Consider the following 19897-nt stretch of genomic DNA (forward strand, 5'->3'; position numbering starts at 1 on the left):
GGCTCGCTTCCGTCCCTGGCGGTGCCCATCCCGCTGCGCGGGGGCGGTCCGGAGGGCTTCCCGGAGCCGGTGGTCGCCCCGCCGACTCGCGTCCCGTGCCCCAGCCCGGTCCCGCCTCGGTCCCGGCTCGCTCCCGCCCCGGCGGTGCCCGCCCCGCTGCGCGGGGGCGGTCCCGAGGGCTTCCCGGAGCCGGTGGTCGCCCCGCCGACTCGCGTCCCGCGCCCCAGCCCGGCCCCGGACCCGCCTCGGTCCCGGCTCGCTCCCGCCCCCGGCCTCAGCTGCGGGCGATGAACTCGGCCACCAGCGGCCCCAGCGCCTCGGGCGCGACCTCGTGGGTCTGCCCCGCCAGGGTGCGGTACTCCGCGCCCGCGGCGGCGGCCGTCGCGGCGGCGGCGTCGCGCAGCGGCGCGGGGCTGAGCCCGCCGTCGGCCACCAGCACCGGCACCGGCAGCGCGGCCAGCAGTCCGGCGGGCACCGGCGCGCCCGCCGTCCCGTCCAGCACCTCCGCGTCGTTGACCAGGGTCGGGGCCACCGCCTCGAAGGCCGGCCAGGCCGGTGACCGCCGCAGCTGTTCGACCAGCTCCCCGGGGGAGCCGACGAGGGCCATGAACCGGGCCACCGCGTCGCCCGGCCGGCCCGCGGTGATGTCCGCCTCGACGCCCGCCCGGTACGCCGCGAACCGGGCGAGCTGCTCCGGCGAGGTGCTGAACGGCGGCTCGTACGCCACCACCCGTTCCACCCCGATGCCCGCCCCCGCCGCCCGCAGGGCGAGCGCCGCGCCGGAGGACAGGCCCAGCAGCGTCGCCCGGCCGCCCGCCGCGGCGACGACCGCCGCCAGGTCCTCCACCTCCCGCCGCACGGCGTACGGCCCGCCCGCGCCGCTCTCCCCGCGCCCGCGCCGGTCGTATCTGAACACCCGGTGCGCCCCGGCGAGTTCGGCCGCGATCCCGCCCGACGGCCCGAACGCGCGGTGGCACAGCGCCCCGTCCACGACGACCACGGCCGGGCCGTCCCCCACGGCCTGGTGGGCGATCCGGGTGCCGTCGGCGGAGGTCACGTACGCGGTCGTGCCGTCTCCCCGCCGGGTGTTCACCGCTCACCCGCCGCGGCGGCGAGGGTGTGCGCGACCAGCGCGTTGGCGTGGCCGTGGCCCAGTCCGTACTCGGTCTTCAGCCAGGCCACCAGTTCCATGTGCCGGGTGAGCGGCGAGTCGGTGATCAACCGCTGCCACTCGGCGATCGGACGCCCGTACTTCTGCTCGATGGAGGGGAAGTAACTGGCCGGTCCCTTGACGCTCATCCCGTCGCTCCGTCCGTTCCGCGTGCCGCGCTCGCCGCGCCGCACGCCGCGTGCTGCCGTCACAGGAAAGGACGGGGCGCACCGGCGGAACTCATCGGTCCGCGCCGAAGTTTCTCCCGCCCCGTACGGTCGGCCCGTGGCACGCATCGACGACGGCACGATCGACCGGGCGGCCGGCTACCTGTGGACGGCCGGCCGGGTCCTCGAACAGCGGCGCTTCGCCCACCTGTTCGGCGACGCCCCCGACCCGGCGGGCGTCCTCGCCGCCCTGGACGCCTACCGCGCGCCCGGCGGCGGCTGGGCGTACGGGCTGGAACCCGACGTCCGCGGGCCCGCCGCCCAGCCGCTGGCCGCCGGCGCCGCGGCCCGGATCCTCGCCGAGGCGGACGCCCTGGCCGGTCCGCGCGGCGCCGAACTCTGCGACTGGGCCGCCACGACGACCACCCCGGACGGCGGCGTCCCGGCGGTCCTGCCCAGCCTGCGCCGCTACCCGCACCCGCCCTTCCTGCCGGTCGCCGACGACCCGCCCGCCGACCTGCTCGCCACCGGCCAGATCGCCGCCCCGCTGCTCCGGGCCGGGCTGCGCCACCCCTGGCTGACCGGCGCGGCGGACTTCTGCCGCCGCGCGATCGAGGCGATCGACCGGACCCACCCGTACGAGGTGATCACCGCCGTCGGCTTCCTGGACGCCGCCCCCGACCGCGCCTGGGCCGTCGAACAGGCCGCCCGGCTGGGCGAGTCGGTGCGTCGGCAGCGGCTGGTCCTGCTCGACCCGGCCCGCCCCGAGCAGGTCCGGCTCGCCCCCGGCTACGCGCCCGGCGAGTTCCACCTCCCGCACGACTACGCGCCCACCCCGGACAGCCTGGCCCGGGCCTGGTTCACCGACGCCGAGACCGAACGCGGCCTCGACCACCTCGCCGCGGCCCAACTCCCCGACGGCGGCTGGCCGATCACCTGGGCCCGCTGGTCCGCCGCCACCGAGAACGAGGCCCGCCCGGGCGTCACCCTGGCCGCCCTGCGCACCCTGCGCGCGTACCAGGGGTAGCGGGACGGGCCCGCGCCACGGCGCCGCCGTCGGTCGGTCAGGAGGCCGCGCGCTCGACCAGCTCGCCGATCCGGGCCGCCTCCGCCTCGCCCAGCTCGGCGATCGCGAAGTAGGTCGGCCACATCGCGCCGTCGTCCAGCTTGGCGTTGTCGCTGAAGCCGATCATCGCGTAGCGGGACTTGAACTTGGCGGCGCTCTGGAAGAAGCACACCGGCTTGCCGTCCGCGTTGTTGTACGCGGGCATGCCGTACCAGGTCTTCGGAGCCAGCTGCGGCGCGACCTCGGTGACGATCCGGTGGAAGCGCCGGGCGAGCACCCGGTCCGCCTCCGGCATCTCCTCGATCTTCTCCAGCAGGTCCTTCTCCGCCTCGGCCGCCTTCGCCGCCGCGGACGCCCGCTTGGACTCCGCCTTCAGCTCCTTGGCGCGCTCCTTCATCGCCGCGCGCTCGTCCGCCGTGAAACCCTCGTGCTTCTCCGCCATGGCCGGTCCTCCCGTTTCCCGTTCTCCGTCGCTCTCGATCGTAGGGACGGGACGGCCGCCGGGGCTTCTCGGAAACTGATCGGCTCCGGCCCCGTCAGGCCGCCCGGAACCTGCGCAGTCGCAGGCTGTTGCCGACCACGAACACCGAGGAGAAGGCCATGGCGGCCCCGGCGATCATGGGGTTGAGGAGGCCGGTGGCGGCGAGGGGGAGGGCGGCGGTGTTGTAGGCGAAGGCCCAGAAGAGGTTGCCTTTGATGGTGGCCAGGGTGTGGCGGGCGAGGCGGATGGCGTCGGCGGCGGTGCGCAGGTCGCCGCGGACGAGGGTGAGGTCGGCGGCTTGGATGGCGGCGTCGGTGCCGGTGCCGAGGGCGAGTCCGAGGTCGGCTTGGGCGAGGGCGGCGGCGTCGTTGACGCCGTCGCCGATCATGGCGACGGTGTGGCCTTGGTTCTGGAGGCGTCGGATGGTGGCGGCCTTGTCCTGGGGGAGGACGTCGGCGTACACGTCGTCGGCGGGGATGCCGACCTCGGTGGCGACGGTCTCGGCGACGGCCCGGTTGTCGCCGGTGAGCAGGACGGGTCGCAGGCCCAGGGCGCGTAGTCGGGTGACGGCTTCGGCGCTGGTGGGTTTGACGGCGTCGGCGATTTCCAGCACGGCGCGGGCCGTTCCGTCCCAGCCGACCGCGATGGCGGTCCGTCCGGCCCGCTCGGCCGCGGCCTTCGCCGCCGCCAGTCCGGCCGGCAGGGGCTGCGACCGGTCGGCCAGCAGCGCCTCGCGTCCGGCGATCACCGCGTGCCCTTCGACCAGGCCCTGCACGCCGAGGCCGGGGAGGTTCTCGAAGCCCTCGACGGCGGGCAGGTGGCCGAGGCGTTCCCGGGCGGCGGTGGCGACGGCGCGGGCGATGGGGTGTTCGGAGGCGTGTTCCAGGGCTCCGGCCAGTCGCAGTGCCTGGTCTTCGTCGGTGTCTTCGGTGGTGTGGAGGGCGAGGAGGGTCATGTGTCCGGTGGTGACGGTGCCGGTCTTGTCGAGGACGACGGTGTCGGCTTTGCGGGTGTTCTCCAGTACTTCGGGGCCTTTGATGAGGATGCCGAGTTGGGCGCCGCGTCCGGTGCCGACGAGGAGGGCGGTGGGGGTGGCCAGGCCCAGGGCGCAGGGGCAGGCGATGATCAGTACCGCGACGGCGGCGGTGAAGGCCTCGGTGGGGTTGTCGGAGGCCAGTAGCCAGCCGACCAGGGTGCCGAGGGCGATCAGGATCACGGCGGGTACGAAGACGGCGGAGATCCGGTCGGCCAGGCGTTGGGCGGCGGCTTTGCCGTTCTGGGCGTCCTCGACGAGTTTGGCCATCCGGGCCAGTTGGGTGTCGGCGCCGATGCGGGTGGCCTGCACGACCAGTCGGCCGCCCGCGTTGACGGTGGCGCCGGTGACGGTGTCCCCGACGGTGACCTCGACGGGCACGGATTCGCCGGTGAGCATGGAGGCGTCCACGGCGGAGCTGCCCTCGACCACGGTGCCGTCGGTGGCGACCTTCTCGCCGGGGCGCACCACGAAGCGGTCCCCGACGGCGAGTTGCCCGACCGGGACGCGGACCTCCCGGCCGCCGCGCAGCACCGCCACGTCCTTCGCACCCAGCTCCAGCAACGCCTTCAGCGCGGCGCCCGCGGTCCGCTTCGACCGGGCCTCGAAGTAGCGTCCGGCCAGGACGAACGCGGTGACGCCGGCCGCCGCCTCCAGGTAGATGTTCGACCCGCCGTCCGAGCGGGCGACGGTGAACTCGAAGCCGTGCCGCATCCCGGCCATGCCCGCGTCCCCGAGGAACAGCGCCCACAGCGACCACAGGAACGCGGCGCCGGTGCCGATCGAGACCAGGGTGTCCATGGTCGCCGCGCCGTGCCGGGCGTTGGTCCAGGCGGCCCGGTGGAACGGCCAGGCGGCGTACGTCACCACCGGCGCGGCCAGGGTCAGCGACAGCCACTGCCAGTCGTCGAACTGCCACGCGGGCACCATCGCCATCGCGATCACCGGCACCGCCAGCACGACGGCCGTGACCAACCGCTGCCGCAGCGGCGCCAGTTCGTCGGCCCGCTCGCCGCCTCCGGCCGCCGCCGTCGGGGGCTCGGGGAGCGCGGCGGTGTAGCCGGTGGCCTCGACGGCGGCGATCAGGTCGGCGACGCTGGTGCCGGGGCCGAAGTCCACCCGGGCCTTCTCGGTCGCGTAGTTGACGCTGGCCCGCACGCCGTCCATCCGGTTGAGCTTCTTCTCGATCCGCGCGGCGCAGGACGCGCACGTCATCCCGCCGATGCGGAGTTCCACCTCGGTGGAGGCGGGTGCTGTCTGGGTGGTCATCAGGGCTCCTCGTGTTCTCTCCCGGCCGGAGCCGGGCTCCCGCGGCCGGTCGCTCAGACCCGGCCGGTCAGTTCGTAACCGGCCTCGTCGATCGCGGCGCCCACCGCCGCCTCGTCCGGTTCGCCGTCCCAGTCGACACTCACCACCCCACCCGCCACGTCGACCTGCACGCCCCGGACCCCCACCAGCGCGCCGACCGCCGCGCCGACGGCCCGCTCGCAGTGGCCGCAGCTCATCCCGGCGACGGTGAACACGGTGGTGACGGCGACCGGCGCGGTCGCGGTGGTCGAACAGGTGCCTTCGCTGGAGCAGCAGGACACGGAAACCTCCGGTGTGGTCCTCCGATACCCATGGGGGGTATCGGCTTCGTGCCCCCAGTTATACCCCTGGGGGGTATCTACCGCAAACGTCTCCCCCCACGCCTCCCCGTGCTCTGTCGTCGGTTTCCGGCCAACTCCGCACCACCGTGGGCCTCTTTGCCCAAGTGCGCGGTGGTGGTACGAGCAGGTTGGTACGGTCGTCCGCCAGTGGGTGGGGAAAAGAAGCGGGTGGGGGAGAATTGCCGGAATGGCATGGCGGTTCTGGCCGGAGCGAGCCTTCCGAGGTGACGCGCCGCTTGGCGGTGAACGCCTATTCCAGGAAGAGCGGACTGCAGCTCAGGATCGAGCGCTGGCTGAGAATCGGGAAGAAACGGAAGAAGGAACCGGGGGTACTGACGGGGGAGAAGTACGCGGACTGGGTGCTGCGCCGGATAGCGGTCGAACGTCCGGTGCCGTCCTTCGGATTCGACCAGCCCCTGGTGGTCGCGCACTGCCTCCGCGCGGTCCGGCTCAGGGTCTGGCGCAGGTCGTTCACTGCGCTCCTGATCACACCGGGCGCTGTCTGCGGCGCGATGCGGACCGTGCCGTTCCCGGTGTCGGTCGGCCTGGTGGTCTGCGGCGTCTGGCTGGCGCTCTGGATCGACCGGGCCCGCGCCCAGTACGCGACGTACGCGCTGCGCCCCGATGCGTTCCGCACCGGCCGCAGCCGTGAGCCAGCCGTCGCGCGCCGGCTCCGGAAGGTCTGGCCGGCCCCGTACGCCGTTCCGCACGAACGCCGGCTGCGTGACGCCGAGGCCAGGGACCACTTCATCGGCGCGGGCTGGACGGTCTGGCCGGCGACCTCCATCGGCATCGATGTCGAGCCGGTTCCCCTACGACCGGACGGAAAACCCGTGGAACGGGAACCGGATTCCGTGGTCGATTCCCGGATGCGCAAGAAGGCCGGTCCTTTCGAGCCGGAGGATCCGCCCGAATCGCCTGCCGGATTCCGCCAGTTCACCGTGTCAGAGTTGCACGACTACGTCGCGGACCGGCTGCTCGACCCGGCACCGACGCACGCGGCGGACCACCCCCTGGCCGATATCGAGGTCCTCGGCGTCGCCACCCTCTCGGCGAAGCGCTGGCAGGACCTGGCCGAGCGGGACTGGCTGGAACTGGAGGGTCTCGCGATCGGGAAACCCGACGCGGGGCCGGGGGAGTTCGTCGCCCGCCGGTACCTGTGGGCGCGCATCCTGTCCTGGCACGGTGAGTTGGCGGTGTCACTGATCGTCAATTTCGCCTACGAGAGCGGCTTCCTGCGGGTGACCGCACGGCCGCACCTCATGGGGCCGCTCAACGAGGAACTCGACCCGGCCACCGATCCACCCCCGCCGTGGTCCTGGAAATGGCTTCGGACCTCCTGGCTGAAGGCCCTGCTCGACCTGGTCGACGTCGCCACCGGCCCCCTCGCACCGGCGGCGGCCGTCCGCGGACCCGAACGTGACGACGGCGGACCGGTCAGTCTCCGCGAGGCGTACTCCACCAGCTACATCGACGACATGGAGATGTACGAGGACGCCCGCCGGTACGTCCAGATGATGCAGCGCCGCGTGTTCGAAACGGTCGAGGTGTTCCTCGGCCACCGCCACATCGACCTCACCGCGTACAAGGCCCAGGCCACCGCGATCTACAACTTCGGGGTGATCGCCGGTGGCGACATCTCGGGCACCGTCACCAACCAGCCGTCCGACCCAGGAGCGCACCCGTGAACCCGACCCAGCGGCCGTCCGTCAACTTCGGCGTGATCGTCGGAGGCGACCTCACCGGCACCGTCCAGAACGCCCCGGCCGCCCGGGGCAGCACCCTGCACCAGGGCTCCGGTTCGACGGCGGCCGACCTGGAGGAGGCCCGCCGCCGCCTCCGGGAACTCCGCGAGGCCCTGACGCGGCACCGGGACGAACTGCCCGACCCGCAGGCGTGCCTGGACGAACTGGCCGTGGTGGAGGAGCGCCTGCCCCGGGCCGCCGAGGACCCGACCACCCTGCGGGCCGTCATGCGGTCGCTCTACCAGCGCTGTGGTGGCGTCCCAGGCCTGTTCACCATCGCGGGGGTCGCCCAGCAGGCCGTCGCAGCCCTGCTCTGACCGGTCCCGCAGCGGCCGGGTGCGGCCGATTCCCGGCCGTGGCCCGGCCGCTTCGGCGTAGCCTTCGTGCATGGCAGAGAGCAAGGCCGCGAAGGCCCCGCGGAAGAAGCCCGAGACGCACCTCGGGATGGTGCGCAGGGCCCGGAGGATCAACCGTGAGCTGGCGGAGCTGTACCCGTACGCGCACCCGGAGTTGGACTTCGACGGACCGTTCCAGTTGCTGGTGGCGACCGTGCTGTCGGCGCAGACCACCGACCTGCGGGTGAACCAGACCACCCCGGCGCTGTTCGCGAAGTACCCGACGCCGGAGGACCTCGCGGCGGCGGTCCCCGAGGAGCTGGAGGAGATCGTCCGGCCGACGGGGTTCTTCCGGGCCAAGGCGAAGTCGCTGATCGGCCTGTCGATCGCGCTGCGCGACCGCTTCGACGGCGAGGTGCCGCGCGCGCTGGAGGACCTGGTCACGCTGCCGGGCGTGGGCCGCAAGACCGCCAACGTGGTGATCGGGAACGCGTTCGGCGGGGCCGGCATCACCGTCGACACCCACTTCGGGCGGCTGGCCCGCCGCTTCGGCTGGACGGCCGAGGAGGACCCGGAGAAGGTCGAGGCCGACGTGATGGCGATCTTCCCGAAGTCGGAGTGGACGATGCTCTCGCACCGGGTGGTGTTCCACGGCCGCCGGGTCTGCCACGCCCGCAAGCCCGCCTGCGGGGCGTGCCCGATCGCGCCGCTGTGCCCGTCGTACGGGATCGGGGAGACCGACCCGGAGCGGGCCCGCAAGCTGCTCAAGTACGAGCTGGCCGGTCAGCCCGGCCAGCGCCTGCGTCCCCCGGCGGACTTCCCGGGCGAGGCCGCGGCCCGCGCCGAGGTCGCCGCCGGCCACCCGCTGCCGGACACCGACCCCGAGGCCCGGCCGGCCGCGCGGGGGCGGGCATGACGGCGTTCCCGACCCCGCCCGCGCTGGTCCGCGACGGCCTGCCGGCCTGGCTGCTGCCGGTGCGGGAGGCCGCCGAGCGGGCGGCGCCCGAGCAGTTGAGCCGGTTCCTGCCGCCCGCCGAGGGCGGTCGCCCGTCGGCGGTGCTGATGCTGTTCGGCGAGGGCCCGGCCGGGCCGGACCTGCTGCTGATCGAGCGGGCCCGCAGCCTGCGCTCGCACGCCGGGCAGCCGTCCTTCCCGGGCGGCGCGCTGGACCCGGAGGACGGCGACCCGGCGGGCGGCGGCCCGCTCGCGGCGGCGCTGCGCGAGGCCGTCGAGGAGACCGGCCTGGACGCGTCGGGCGTGCAGCTGTTCGCCCGGCTGCCCGCGCTGTACATCCCGGTCAGCGGCTTCGTGGTGACGCCGGTGCTGGGCTGGTGGCGGGAGGAGTCGCCGGTCGCCGTGGTCGACCCGGCGGAGACCGGCGCGGTGTTCCGGGTGCCGCTGGCCGAGCTGACCGACCCGGCGAACCGGGCCCGGCTGCGGCACCCGTCCGGCTTCACCGGGCCCGCCTTCCAGGTGGCCGGCCGCCTGGTGTGGGGGTTCACCGCGGGGGTGATCGACCGGGTGCTGCACTTCAGCGGCCTGGAGCGCCCCTGGGACACCCAGCGCACCGTGGAGCTCTCCGCCGAGGCCGTGGCGCTGTCCCGGCCGCGCCCCGACGCCTGAGGTCCCCCACCCGGGCGGCGCCCCTCAGCGCGGCAGCGGCGCCATGGTCGACACCGTGCCCCCGTCGTCCTCGTAGGAGTCCCAGTCGTTGGTCACCGAGCTCGCCGCCGACCCGATCACCCCGAGCACCAGGTAGATCACCAGCAGCGCCTTCGCGGCCCCGGTCAGCACCAGCGGCCGGGTCGCGGAGCGCACCGGCTCGGAGTCGGCCGGGTCGCCGAACACGGCCTTGGGGTAGGCCGCGGTGAGCATCATCAGGTACGCCTCGAACCGCATCCGGTAGCGCAGCACCGCGGCGGTGGCCTCGAACAGCGCCCGCGGCATCCGCCCGAGCACCAGCACCACCAGCCAGCTGATGAAGGACACCGCCCACCAGCCGCTCTGCAGCAGCCCCTGGACGATCCCGGCGGGGATCGCCAGCAGCAGCCGGAAGAACACCGCGAGCCGGTTCAGCGGCCCGCCGGCCCGCAGTTCGATCCGGACCGGGTAGTCGGGGGCGTCGAACCGGAACGGCGGGTAGCGGTCGGTGATCAGCAGCGTCGAGGCGTAGACCCGGGTGTCGTACGCCAGGTACCCGCTCAGCCAGCCGACGGCGAACCGCGGCAGCCGCCCGGCGAACAGCGCGCCGAACCAGCCGATCACCACCACCACGAAGGCGACGATCGACAGCAGCCACAGCACCACGTACTGCGGGACCAGCAGCAGCAGGCGCAGCAGCACGGTGAGCCGGTTCTGCGCCCCGGGCGGCGGGATGTCCAGGGCGGGCTGGAACTCGGTGCGGTCCACGACCGGCACGTCCCACCTGGGTTGTTCCATGGTTCGGCTCCCTGTTCCCTGGTCGGCTGCGCGGAAGGTCGGATGGTCAGACGGTCCCAACCGTCCCGGCCGCGCTGCCCGCCGGACTGACCCGATCGGGCGACGGCCGGGGACCGGTGTCCCCCGCCCGGCGGGACGTGGGAGGGTATTCGGGTGAACGTCCTGGATCTGCTGTTGATCGCCGCCGCGCTCGGCTTCGCCGTCTCCGGCTATCGGCAGGGGTTCGTGGTCGGCGCGCTCTCGGTGCTGGGCTTCCTGGGCGGCGGACTGGTCGCCGTCCAGCTGCTTCCGCTGCTGCTGCGCCACCTCTCGCCGGGCACCACCGCCTCGGTGGTGGCCGTGGTGGTGGTGATCGTGCTGGCCGCGGTCGGGCAGGCGGTCACCACGCACTTCGGGTGGAAGCTGCGCGGCCGGATCGGCCGGGCCGAGGTGAAGACCCTGGACGCGGTCGGCGGCGCGCTGGTCAACGTGCTGTCCATGCTGCTGGTGGCCTGGCTGATCGGCTCGGCGCTGGCGGGCACCTCGCTGCCCACCGTCTCCAAGCAGGTCCGCAGTTCGAAGGTGCTGGGCACGGTGCAGCGGGCGCTGCCCAGCGACGCCCCAAACTGGTTCTCCGACCTCAGCCAGGACCTGGCCCGCAACGGCTTCCCGCAGGTGTTCAACCCGTTCGAGCAGGAGCCGATCACCGAGGTCGAGCCGCCCGACCCGGCGCTGGCCAACAGCCCGGGCGTGCTGCGGGCCAGGGGCTCACTGGTGAAGGTGCTGGGCACCGCCACCTCCTGCGGCAAGACGCTGGAGGGCTCCGGTTTCGTGTTCGCCCCGCACCGGGTGATGACCAACGCCCACGTGGTGGGCGGCGTCGACGAGCCGACCGTGCAGATCGGCGGCGCCGGCCAGCTGTACGACGCGACGGTGGTCCGCTACGACTGGCAGCGCGACATCGCGGTGCTGGACGTCCCGAAGCTGAACGCCCCGCCGCTGTCCTTCGCGGGCGAGGCCCGCTCCAACGACTCGGCGATCGTCGCGGGCTTCCCCGAGAACGGCTCGTTCAACGTCCAGCCCGCCCGCATCCGCGGCCGGATCCAGGCCAACGGCCCGGACATCTACCACCGCGGCCAGGTCGTCCGGGACGTCTACTCGGTGCGCTCGCTGGTCCGCCAGGGCAACAGCGGCGGCCCGCTGCTCACCCCGGACGGCCAGGTGTACGGGGTGGTGTTCGCCAAGTCGCTGGACAGCTCCGACACCGGGTACGTGCTGACCGCCGCCGAGGTGAAGGACGACGTCACGCAGGGTGCCGCCGCCAGCGGAAAGGTCAGCACCGAGGGCTGCGCGCTGTGACCGCTCCGGGGCCGAAACCACTCTGACGGTCCGTCCGCCGCTCCTGGTAGCGTCGGCCCAGCTCACCCGATCGGTCCAATCCCGGGCCGCCTTGGACGGGAGCCCACGGGAGGTCGGACACACGTCATGATGGGTCACTCGCACGCGGTCAGCGGCGCCCTGCTGTTCGCGGCCACCGCGCCGTTCCTCCCGCCGGTGCTGAACATGCACCTCCAGCCGGCCGACGTGCTGATGGGCACCGTGCTGTGCGCGGGCGCGGCCCTCCTGCCGGACCTGGACCACCACGACGGCACCATCGCCAACTTCCTCGGCCCGATCTCCAAGCTGCTGTGCCGGATCGTCGCGCTGGTCTCGGGCGGCCACCGGCACGCCACCCACTCGCTGCTGTTCGTGGCGCTGATGGGCGGCGGCAGCTGGGCCGGGATCACCTACCTGGGCCGCAACTTCACCATCGGCCTGACGTTCTTCCTGCTCGCCATGGCGATCCAGTCGCTGCACCTGCACCCGCCGGGCGACGGCCCGCAGTCCTGGATCACCGTGATGGGCCTGGCCGCGCTCGGCACCTTCGGCATGCTCGAGTGGCTGCCCAGCGCCCCGGGCTGGCTGCCGTACGCGGTGGCCCTCGGCACGCTGGCGCACCTGCTCGGCGACTGCCTGACCAAGCAGGGCGCGCCGCTGCTGTGGCCGCACAAGGTGCGCTACGAGGTGGTGCTGATCAAGCGCACCGGCAACAAGGTGGAGACCAAGGTGCTCGTCCCGGTGATGACGCTGGCGACGTTCGCGCTGCTGCTCTGGTCGACCACCATCTCGCCGACCGTGCTGAGCTGAGCGCGCGGAACGGCCGGGGCCGGCCCGGAGGACCCCTCCGGGCCGGCCCCGGCCGTTCGCGGTGCTCGGGGCGGCTCACCCCTCCCGGCGGAGCCGGGCGCCGACCCAGCGGGCGCGCCGTCCGATGATCTTCGGAATACCGAGCCGGTACCCCGCTCCGCGTGGCGTCCGCCCGGCGGACTCGTAGGGCCACTCCGGCTGCGGGACGTGCTGTTGCGAGCTGCTGCTGCCACGGCGGCCTCGGCGCGGCTGGGCTTCTCGATCGGGCATCCAGGTCATACCGGAGGGATTCCCCTGGGCCGCCCGGAGTAACCGCCTCCGGGACCGCCGACTGGCCTATGCACTTGTCATATGAACGCCGCCAACTGGGCCGGATCGGCGGCCGGTTGGGCCGCCGCCGCTCAGGCCCCGTCGTGCCGGCGGACCCACTCGATCAGCTCCGCGGTGAACTCCTCCGGGACCTCCTCGTGCGGGAAGTGCCCGACCCCCGGCAGCAGCCGCCACCGGTACGGCGCCGACACGTACTCGCCCGCCCCCAGCGCCGTCCGCGACAGCAGCACCGGGTCCGAGGCGCCCTGCACGTGCAGCACCGGCGCGGTGATCTGCTTCTTCATCCGGCGGGCGAACTGGATGCCGTCCGGCCGCGCCATCGACCGCATCAGCCAGCGGTACGGCTCGATCGAGCAGTGCGCGGTGCTCGGCACCTGGATCGCCCGGCGGTACGCCGCCACCGCCTCCGCGGGCAGCATGTTCGGCCCGGTCCAGTCCCGCAGGTACGCGCCGACCAGCGCCCCGTCGTCCGCGACCAGCCGGCGCTCCGGGATCCACGGCCGCTGGAAGCCCAGCACGTGCTCGAACGCGGCGATCTGCTTGCGGTCGGTCAGCAGCGCCCGGCGCAGGTGCCGCGGGTGCGCCGCCGAGACCACCGTCAGGCTGCGGATCACCGAGGGGCGCATCACCGCCGCCACCCAGGCCAGCGTGCCGCCGGTGGCGTGCCCCACCAGGTGCGCCTGCCGCTCGCCGAGCGAGCGGATCACGCCGGTGACGTCCAGCGCCAGGTTGCCGGGGTCGTAGCCGCGCGGGGTGCGGTCCGAGCCGCCCATGCCGCGCAGGTCCAGCGCGACCGCCCGGAAGCCCGCCGCGGCCAGCGCCGTCAGCTGGTGCCGCCACGCCCACCAGTACTCCGGCCAGCCGTGCACCAGCAGCACCAGCGGGCCCTCGCCGAGCTCGGCGATGTGGAAGCGCGCGCCGTTCGCCGCCACGTCCCGGTGCGTCCACGGCCCGGCCGAGCGCACGCTCCACGGCTCCCCGGGCACCGGCGGTACGGGAACGGGAGCGGACTCATCCACGGGCTTCTGGTCCAACGACATACCAGCAGCCTGTCACATCCGCACCCCTCGCACCCGCCCGGTGCCCACGCCCGCGCGCAACCGTTACCGGCCGGTGCTCACTGGATCCGGCCCAGCGCCCGGTCGATCTCCTCCTTGGTGGCCGGCCGGGGCTTGGCGTTCTTCAGCACCTCGGCGGTGGCCTGGGCGCCCGCGATGGTCCGCTCCGGCTTCCGGATCTTCTTGAAGTACCGGACCATCAGGAACGCCAGCAGCAGCGCGATCAGCACGTACGCCCCGCCGACGATGGCGAACGACCAGCCGGTGGTGATGCCCAGCGCCTGCAGGCCCCAGGCGAAGGCGAAGGAGAACATCGGGATCGAGGCCAGCGCGACCACGCCCGCCACCACGCCGGCCGCGGTGCCGATCCCGCCGCGCACCACGTCGGCCTTGATCTCCGCCTTGGCCAGCGCGATCTCGTCGTGCACCAGGCTGGACAGCTCGGCGCTGGCGTCGGCGAACAGCTCGCCGATCGTCCGCTCGCCCTCGTGCGGGGTGCGGCCGTTCGGGGGTGCGGCTCCTGCGGCCATCGGCGGTCTCCGTTCAACGGGCTGGTGGGGTGTCCTGAGCGAGCGTTACACACGGGTGTGTCAGCTCAGCATCATGCCCCTACCGGCGAGTCGGGCACCACTCCGGGTACCCGCCGGACGGCGTGTCACCCCTGCTGTTGGTACACATCGGGGATCCCGTCGCCGTCCTCGTCCCGGTCCTCGTCCGCGCACAGCTGCCGGTAGTACCGGTTGCGCCGCTTCAACAGCAGGGTGCCGACCACCGCGCAGACCAACGAACCGACCAGCACGGCCTCCTTGCACAGCTCGGCCAGGTGCGGGTCGTCCGGGAAGGCCAGGTCGCTGATCAGCAGCGACACCGTGAAGCCGATGCCCGCGACGGTGGCCAGCGCGACCATGTCGGACCAGGTCAGCCGGGGGTTCAGAACGGCCCGGGTGTAGCGGGCGGCCAGCCAGGTGCCGCCGAAGACGCCCACCGACTTGCCGACCAGCAGGCCGATCACGATGCCCAGCGGCGCCGGCTGGGTGAACACCTCGCCCAGGACCTTCCCCGACACCGGCACGCCCGCCGCGAACAGCGCGAACACCGGCACCGCCAGCCCCGCCGACAGCGGCCGCACCAGGTGCTCGATCCGCTCGCCCGGCGACCGCTCCTCGCCCTCCTCGCGGTGGCAGCGCAGCAGCAGGCCCATCGCCACGCCCGCCACCGTCGCGTGCACCCCGCTCTCGTGCATCAGCGCCCAGATCACCACCGCCAGCGGCACGTACAGCCACCAGCCGCGCACCCCGCGCCGGTGCAGGAACCAGAACAGCACCAGGCCCGCCAGCGCCGCCCCCAGCGCCCAGAACTCGATCCCGGACGAGTAGAAGACCGCGATGATCAGGATCGCGATCAGGTCGTCCACCACCGCCAGGGTCAGCAGGAACGCCCGCAGCGCGGACGGCAGGTGACTGCCCACCACCGCCAGCACGCCCAGCGCGAAGGCGATGTCGGTGGCCGTCGGGATCGCCCAGCCCGCCGGGTGCCCGTTCGGCGCGGCCACGTTGACCACCGTGAACAGCAGCGCCGGCAGCAGCACCCCGGACGCCGCCGCCACCACCGGCAGCAGCGCCGCGCTCGGCGTGCGCAGCTCCCCGGCCACGAACTCGCGCTTCAGCTCGATGCCCGCCACGAAGAAGAAGACCGTCAGCAGCCCGTCCTGCGCCCACGCCTCCAGCGGCAGGTCCAGGTGCAGCGGCCCGCTCGGCCCGACGGTGTGCTCCAGCACCGCCTCGTACCCGTGCGGCCAGACGTTCGCCCAGACCAGCGCGCAGGCCGCGGCCACCAGCAGCAGCACGCCGCCGACCGTCTCGGTGCGCAGCGCGTCGGCGAGGTAGCGGCGTTCGGGCAGGGACAGCAGGCCGAGGAACGGACGGCGGTCGTCGGACGGGCCGGTCACGGCGGGGACCTCCTGAGGCGGCATGCGGACACACGGGTGGTGCAGTGCCGACCAGACTTCCCGGCGCGCCTCGGATCCTGACGTTTCCTTGACATCCTACGACGCGTGACAAGCGGGTCATCGGTTCGTCCCACTTTATGCCGGTCCGGCGGCGGCCCGCGGCGCACTGACCCGGATGGGTTCGGCCGGATGCGGACCACCCGCCGCGTTCCTAGGGTCGGGCGCAGAAGCGGGCCGCCGTCCGGGTGGCCCGCCCCGTCATGGAGGAGCCAATGCCCAGTCAGGAAGCCGAACCCATACCGGTGCAGGCCGTGGGTCCCCAAGCGAGAGGAGCCGTGGGCGCCGACACCGCCCAGCCTCCGTTAGCCGATCCGGACCTGGAACACCTGCTGCGCCCGCTGTTCGCCGCCGGCGCGCCCGAGGGCGGCATGGCCGTCGCGGTGATCCGCGGCACCGAGCGCACCGTCGCCTGCCGCGGCTACGCCGACCGGGCCGGCGAGCGCCCCGTCCGGGCCGACACCCGGTTCGAGCTCGGCTCGGTCACCAAGACCTTCACCGGCCTGCTGCTCGCCGACATGGTCGCCCGCGGCGAGGTCGGCTACGACGACCCGATCGACCGCTACCTGCCCGCCGAGGTGCTGCCCGGCTACCCGCACGAGCGCCCGATCACCCTGCTGCACCTGGCCACCCACACCTCCGGACTGCCCCGGCTGCCGGTCGGCCTGGCCCCCGCCGCGGTGCCCCGCTGGTTCACCAGCCCGTACGCCACGTTCAGCGCCGCCCACCTGCTGCGGGCGCTGCCCCGCACCCCGGTGCGCGGCACCCCCGGCACCCGGGTCCGCTACTCCAGCCTCGGCGCCGGGCTGCTCGGCCTGGTGCTGGAGCGGGCGGCCGGGCAGCGCTACCAGGAGCTGCTCACCGGGCGGGTCTGCGAACCGCTCGGCCTGCTCGACACCTCCTGCGGCACCGGCCGGGACGAGACCACCGGCTACCGGCGCGGCCGCTGGATCCCCTCGTTCAAGATCCCGGCGCTGCCTGGCGCGGCGGCCCTGCGCTCCACCGCCGACGACATGCTGCGCTACCTCCAGGCCCACCTGGCGGTGGACGCGGTGCCGATCCCCGAGCGGACCGGCGCGGCGGCGAGCCTGCGGACCGCGCTGCGCGAGGTGTGCCTGCCCCGGGTCTCCCGGCGCGGCTCCGGGCAGCGGATCTGCCTGAGCTGGCACCACCGCCCGGCCGAGGACGCCGAGGTGGTCTTCCACAACGGCTCCACCGGCCGCTGCACCGCCTTCGTCGGCTTCGACCGGGCCGCGCAGACCGGCCTGGTCGCCCTGGCCGGCCCGCTGGCCACCGGGCGCCGCCGGTTCGCGCAGACCGCGTACGACACGCTGCGGGCGCTGGCGGTCTGACCCCGGGGCCGACCGGCCCCGGTCGCCCGACGGGCCGGGCCCCGATCCGCACCGCGCGGATCGGGGCCCGGCCCGTCGGAGCGGTGGCGGATCAGCCCTCGGAGCCGGCGGCCGGCAGCTGGGACTGGATCAGGTTCATCACCGAGGAGTCGGCCAGCGTGGTGGTGTCGCCCACCTCGCGGCCCTCGGCGATGTCGCGCAGCAGTCGGCGCATGATCTTGCCGGAGCGGGTCTTGGGCAGCTCCGAGACCACCTTGATCTGCTTCGGCTTGGCGATCGGGCCGAGGGTGCGGCCGACGTGGTTGCGCAGGTCCGCGATCAGCTCCTCGCTGTCCGTCGCGGTGCCCCGCAGGATCACGAAGGCCACGATCGCCTGGCCGGTGGTGGCGTCGGTCGCGCCGACCACCGCGGACTCGGCCACCGCCGGGTGGCCGACCAGCGCCGACTCGACCTCGGTGGTGGAGATGTTGTGGCCGGAGACCAGCATCACGTCGTCCACCCGGCCGAGCAGCCAGATGTCGCCGTCCTCGTCCTTCTTGGCGCCGTCGCCGGCGAAGTAGCGGCCCTCGAAGCGCGACCAGTAGGTGTCGACGTAGCGCTGGTCGTCGCCCCAGATGGTGCGCAGCATGGACGGCCACGGCTCGGTCAGCACCAGGTAGCCGCCGGAGCCGTTGGGCACCTCGCGGGCCTCGTCGTCCACCACGGTGGCGGCGATGCCGGGCAGGGCGCGCTGGGCGGAGCCCGGCTTGGTCTCGGTGACGCCCGGCAGCGGGCTGATCATGATCGCGCCGGTCTCGGTCTGCCACCAGGTGTCGACGATCGGGGTCCGGCCCGCGCCGATGTGCTCGCGGTACCAGACCCACGCCTCGGGGTTGATCGGCTCGCCGACCGAGCCCAGCACTCGCAGGCTGGACAGGTCGAACTGGGCGGGGATGTTGTCGCCCCACTTCATCCAGGTGCGGATCAGCGTCGGCGCGGTGTAGAGGATGGTCACGCCGTACTTCTGCACGATCTCGAACATCCGGCCCTGGTGCGGCGTGTCCGGGGTGCCCTCGTAGATCACCTGGGTGGCGCCGTTGGAGAGCGGGCCGTAGACGATGTACGAGTGGCCGGTGACCCAGCCGATGTCGGCGGTGCACCAGTAGACGTCGGTCTCCGGCTTGAGGTCGAAGACCGCGTTGTGGGTGAAGCTGGCCTGGGTGAGGTAGCCGCCCGAGGTGTGCAGGATGCCCTTGGGCTTCCCGGTGGTGCCCGAGGTGTACAGGATGAACAGCGGCTGCTCGGCGTCGTGCGCCTCGGGGGTGTGCTCGGCGGACTGGCCGTCGACCAGCTCGTGCCACCAGACGTCGCGGCCCTCGGTCCAGGCCACCTCCTCGCCGGTGCGGCGCACGACCAGGACGCTCTGCACGCCGTCGACCTTGGTCAGCGCCTCGTCGATGGCCGGCTTGAGCGCGGAGGGCTTGCCGCGGCGGTAGCCGCCGTCGGCGGTGATGACGACCTTGGCGTCGGCGTCCTTGATCCGGGAGGCCACCGCGTCGGCCGAGAAGCCGCCGAAGACCACCGAGTGCGCCGCGCCGATCCGGGCGCAGGCGAGCATCGCGACGACCGCCTCGGGGATCATCGGCAGGTAGACGGCGACCCGGTCGCCCTTGGCCACGCCGAGCTCCTGCAGGGCGTTCGCGGCGCGGGAGACCTCGTCCTTGAGCTGCGCGTAGGTGATGGCGCGGCTGTCGCCGGGCTCGCCCTCGAAGTGGATGGCGACCCGGTCGCCGTGGCCGGCCTCGACGTGGCGGTCCACGCAGTTGTACGCGACGTTCAGCTTGCCGTCGGCGAACCACTTGGCGAACGGCGGGTTCGACCAGTCCAGGGTCTCGGTGGGCTCGACCGCCCAGCTCAGCCGGCGGGCCTGCTCGGCCCAGAAGGCCAGCCGGTCCTCGGAGGCCTGGGCGTAGGCGTCGGCGGTGACGTTGGCGGAGGCGGCGAGCTCCGCGGGCGGGGCGAAACGCCGCTCCTCCTTGAGCAGATTGGCCAGGCTCTCGTTGCTCAACGCGCACTCCTCATCGAGTCTCAAATGCCGGGGAACCCCGTGCGGAGGGATTGTCCCGTGTGTCCCAGCGCACAGCTCACCAGGCCGACAGCTCCGTTGACAAGTGCTGCCGGGAAATTGGTGTAGACCTTTGACCGGATCGGGACTCCGCCCCAGGTGGGCACGGCCCCGGCGCTTCCGCCGGCCCCCACCACGTTTTCCCGCCCCTCGCGCCGGTCAATCCCGCACAGTGCCTTGACGCCCCCGCCGACCGGCCCTCCACTGAGAGTGCTCACTCCATCACCATGAGCAACCATGATGGAGGTACCACCATGACCGTCACCCCACCCCTCCCCGGCGACTTCGCGGTCGTCCGGATGGACGGCGCCATCGGCCGTCTGATCCGGATCGGCCAGTTCCTCAACGGCGACGGATTCGCCGACTACGAGCACGCCTTCGTCTACCTCGGCGACGACCGCCTGCTGGAGGCCCAGCCCGGCGGGGCGCGGCTCGAACCGCTCTCCGGCTACGACGGCGTCCCCGCGCGCTGGTCCACCGGCCGGATACCGCTCACCGACGGCCAGCGCGCCGCGATCACCGCGGCCGCCCACTCCTACCTCGGCACCCCCTACAGCTTCGCCGACTACCTCGCCCTCGCCGCCGCCCGCCTGCACCTCCCGGCGGGCCCCCCGCTGCGGCGCTTCGTCGCCACCACCCGGCACATGATCTGCTCCCAACTCGTCGACCAGTGCTACCAGGACGCCGGCGTGCACCTCTTCACCGACCACCGCTGGCCCGGCTACGTGACCCCGGCCGACCTGGCCCGGCTGCTGCGGTGACACCGGGGCCCGCGGGAGCGGCCAACCGCTCCCGCGGGCCTCCGACTTGGTGGGCC

At 73.6% G+C, this 19897-nt stretch carries 19 protein-coding genes; 9 read left to right on the forward strand and 10 right to left on the reverse strand.

The window, feature by feature from the left end; translation table 11 throughout:
• Positions 1-274: 274 nt before the first annotated feature.
• Together ACIP60_RS14780 and ACIP60_RS14785 are read right to left on the reverse strand one after the other, a co-directional pair.
• Complete coding sequence (locus ACIP60_RS14780) at positions 275-1057, reverse strand: alpha/beta fold hydrolase (protein WP_400683719.1); 783 nt, start codon at positions 1055-1057, stop codon at positions 275-277.
• Positions 1058-1089: 32 nt separating this feature from the next.
• Positions 1090-1299 carry a DUF4287 domain-containing protein gene (locus tag ACIP60_RS14785; RefSeq protein WP_400683721.1) on the reverse strand — a complete coding sequence of 70 codons (210 nt, stop codon included), beginning with the start codon at positions 1297-1299 and terminating at the stop codon, positions 1090-1092.
• Between the two features lie 136 nt (positions 1300-1435).
• Between ACIP60_RS14785 and ACIP60_RS14790 the strand changes: the two genes are divergently transcribed.
• Entirely contained in the window at positions 1436-2344 is a 909-nt protein-coding gene (locus tag ACIP60_RS14790; RefSeq protein WP_400683724.1) for a hypothetical protein, read from the forward strand.
• Between the two features lie 37 nt (positions 2345-2381).
• On the opposite strand, the gene ACIP60_RS14795 is transcribed toward ACIP60_RS14790, so the two are convergent.
• From ACIP60_RS14795 to ACIP60_RS14805, 3 genes are all read right to left on the reverse strand, one after another.
• Positions 2382-2825 carry an iron chaperone gene (locus tag ACIP60_RS14795; protein ID WP_100837519.1) on the reverse strand — a complete coding sequence of 148 codons (444 nt, stop codon included), beginning with the start codon at positions 2823-2825 and terminating at the stop codon, positions 2382-2384.
• 94 nt (positions 2826-2919) lie between these two features.
• Positions 2920-5166 (reverse strand): heavy metal translocating P-type ATPase, encoded by a 2247-nt coding sequence (locus ACIP60_RS14800; protein WP_400683727.1) that lies wholly within the window; start codon positions 5164-5166, stop codon positions 2920-2922.
• A gap of 53 nt (positions 5167-5219) precedes the next feature.
• The gene (locus ACIP60_RS14805; protein ID WP_400683730.1) at positions 5220-5486 is read right to left on the reverse strand and encodes a heavy-metal-associated domain-containing protein; all 267 of its coding nucleotides are present in this window, start codon (positions 5484-5486) and stop codon (positions 5220-5222) included.
• Positions 5487-5632: 146 nt separating this feature from the next.
• Between ACIP60_RS14805 and ACIP60_RS14810 the strand changes: the two genes are divergently transcribed.
• The 4 genes from ACIP60_RS14810 (at position 5633) to ACIP60_RS14825 (ending at position 9249) form a co-directional block, all read left to right on the forward strand.
• Positions 5633-7234 carry a hypothetical protein gene (locus ACIP60_RS14810; RefSeq protein ID WP_400683733.1) on the forward strand — a complete coding sequence of 534 codons (1602 nt, stop codon included), beginning with the start codon at positions 5633-5635 and terminating at the stop codon, positions 7232-7234.
• On the forward strand, positions 7231-7608 hold the full coding sequence (locus ACIP60_RS14815) for a hypothetical protein (protein ID WP_400683736.1): 378 nt from the start codon (positions 7231-7233) through the stop codon (positions 7606-7608). Before ACIP60_RS14810 ends, ACIP60_RS14815 begins: the two co-directional genes overlap by 4 nt.
• A gap of 70 nt (positions 7609-7678) precedes the next feature.
• On the forward strand, positions 7679-8542 hold the full coding sequence (nth, locus tag ACIP60_RS14820) for an endonuclease III (protein WP_400683739.1): 864 nt from the start codon (positions 7679-7681) through the stop codon (positions 8540-8542).
• Positions 8539-9249 (forward strand): NUDIX hydrolase, encoded by a 711-nt coding sequence (locus ACIP60_RS14825; protein ID WP_400683742.1) that lies wholly within the window; start codon positions 8539-8541, stop codon positions 9247-9249. The genes nth and ACIP60_RS14825 overlap by 4 nt, the downstream gene beginning before the upstream one ends.
• A gap of 24 nt (positions 9250-9273) precedes the next feature.
• Here the strand turns inward: ACIP60_RS14825 and ACIP60_RS14830 are convergent, their stop codons facing one another.
• Positions 9274-10065 carry a DUF4389 domain-containing protein gene (locus ACIP60_RS14830; protein ID WP_400683745.1) on the reverse strand — a complete coding sequence of 264 codons (792 nt, stop codon included), beginning with the start codon at positions 10063-10065 and terminating at the stop codon, positions 9274-9276.
• A gap of 153 nt (positions 10066-10218) precedes the next feature.
• Between ACIP60_RS14830 and ACIP60_RS14835 the strand changes: the two genes are divergently transcribed.
• Together ACIP60_RS14835 and ACIP60_RS14840 are read left to right on the forward strand one after the other, a co-directional pair.
• Entirely contained in the window at positions 10219-11403 is a 1185-nt protein-coding gene (locus tag ACIP60_RS14835; RefSeq protein WP_400683748.1) for a MarP family serine protease, read from the forward strand.
• 126 nt (positions 11404-11529) lie between these two features.
• Complete coding sequence (locus ACIP60_RS14840; protein WP_400683751.1) at positions 11530-12231, forward strand: metal-dependent hydrolase; 702 nt, start codon at positions 11530-11532, stop codon at positions 12229-12231.
• Positions 12232-12632: 401 nt separating this feature from the next.
• Here ACIP60_RS14840 and ACIP60_RS14845 read toward each other — a convergent pair whose 3' ends face one another.
• The 3 genes from ACIP60_RS14845 to nhaA all read right to left on the reverse strand — a co-directional run bounded on the left by ACIP60_RS14845 (position 12633) and on the right by nhaA (position 15567).
• A complete protein-coding gene (locus tag ACIP60_RS14845; RefSeq protein ID WP_400683754.1) occupies positions 12633-13601 on the reverse strand; it encodes an alpha/beta fold hydrolase in 969 nt (322 codons plus the stop codon).
• A 77-nt stretch (positions 13602-13678) separates the two neighbouring features.
• Complete coding sequence (locus ACIP60_RS14850) at positions 13679-14149, reverse strand: phage holin family protein (protein ID WP_100837527.1); 471 nt, start codon at positions 14147-14149, stop codon at positions 13679-13681.
• Positions 14150-14274: 125 nt separating this feature from the next.
• Positions 14275-15567 (reverse strand): Na+/H+ antiporter NhaA, encoded by a 1293-nt coding sequence (gene nhaA / locus ACIP60_RS14855; protein ID WP_100837528.1) that lies wholly within the window; start codon positions 15565-15567, stop codon positions 14275-14277.
• A 335-nt stretch (positions 15568-15902) separates the two neighbouring features.
• On the opposite strand from nhaA, the gene ACIP60_RS14860 reads away from it, so the two are divergent.
• Positions 15903-16976, forward strand: coding sequence for a serine hydrolase (locus ACIP60_RS14860; protein WP_158585401.1), 1074 nt, complete (start codon positions 15903-15905; stop codon positions 16974-16976).
• Positions 16977-17067: 91 nt separating this feature from the next.
• On the opposite strand, the gene acs is transcribed toward ACIP60_RS14860, so the two are convergent.
• Positions 17068-19023, reverse strand: a complete 1956-nt coding sequence (gene acs, locus ACIP60_RS14865) for an acetate--CoA ligase (protein ID WP_400683759.1) — start codon at positions 19021-19023, stop codon at positions 17068-17070.
• Positions 19024-19334: 311 nt separating this feature from the next.
• On the opposite strand from acs, the gene ACIP60_RS14870 reads away from it, so the two are divergent.
• Entirely contained in the window at positions 19335-19841 is a 507-nt protein-coding gene (locus tag ACIP60_RS14870; protein ID WP_400683762.1) for a hypothetical protein, read from the forward strand.
• The last annotated feature ends 56 nt before the right edge of the window (positions 19842-19897 follow it).

This window comes from Kitasatospora sp. NPDC088783, assembly GCF_044750705.1.
Classification (GTDB): Bacteria; Actinomycetota; Actinomycetes; order Streptomycetales; family Streptomycetaceae; genus Kitasatospora; species Kitasatospora fiedleri.

Excerpts from the sequence above, each read along its gene's own strand:
- ACIP60_RS14785 (WP_400683721.1), bottom strand. The coding sequence starts at position 1,299 with ATGAGCGTCAAGGGACCGGCCAGTTACTTCCCCTCCATCGAGCAGAAG.
- ACIP60_RS14795 (WP_100837519.1), bottom strand. The coding sequence starts at position 2,825 with ATGGCGGAGAAGCACGAGGGTTTCACGGCGGACGAGCGCGCGGCGATG.
- ACIP60_RS14800 (WP_400683727.1), bottom strand. The coding sequence starts at position 5,166 with ATGACCACCCAGACAGCACCCGCCTCCACCGAGGTGGAACTCCGCATC.
- nth (WP_400683739.1), top strand. The coding sequence starts at position 7,679 with ATGGCAGAGAGCAAGGCCGCGAAGGCCCCGCGGAAGAAGCCCGAGACG.
- ACIP60_RS14825 (WP_400683742.1), top strand. The coding sequence starts at position 8,539 with ATGACGGCGTTCCCGACCCCGCCCGCGCTGGTCCGCGACGGCCTGCCG.
- ACIP60_RS14830 (WP_400683745.1), bottom strand. The coding sequence starts at position 10,065 with ATGGAACAACCCAGGTGGGACGTGCCGGTCGTGGACCGCACCGAGTTC.
- ACIP60_RS14840 (WP_400683751.1), top strand. The coding sequence starts at position 11,530 with ATGATGGGTCACTCGCACGCGGTCAGCGGCGCCCTGCTGTTCGCGGCC.
- ACIP60_RS14845 (WP_400683754.1), bottom strand. The coding sequence starts at position 13,601 with ATGTCGTTGGACCAGAAGCCCGTGGATGAGTCCGCTCCCGTTCCCGTA.
- ACIP60_RS14850 (WP_100837527.1), bottom strand. The coding sequence starts at position 14,149 with ATGGCCGCAGGAGCCGCACCCCCGAACGGCCGCACCCCGCACGAGGGC.
- ACIP60_RS14870 (WP_400683762.1), top strand. The coding sequence starts at position 19,335 with ATGACCGTCACCCCACCCCTCCCCGGCGACTTCGCGGTCGTCCGGATG.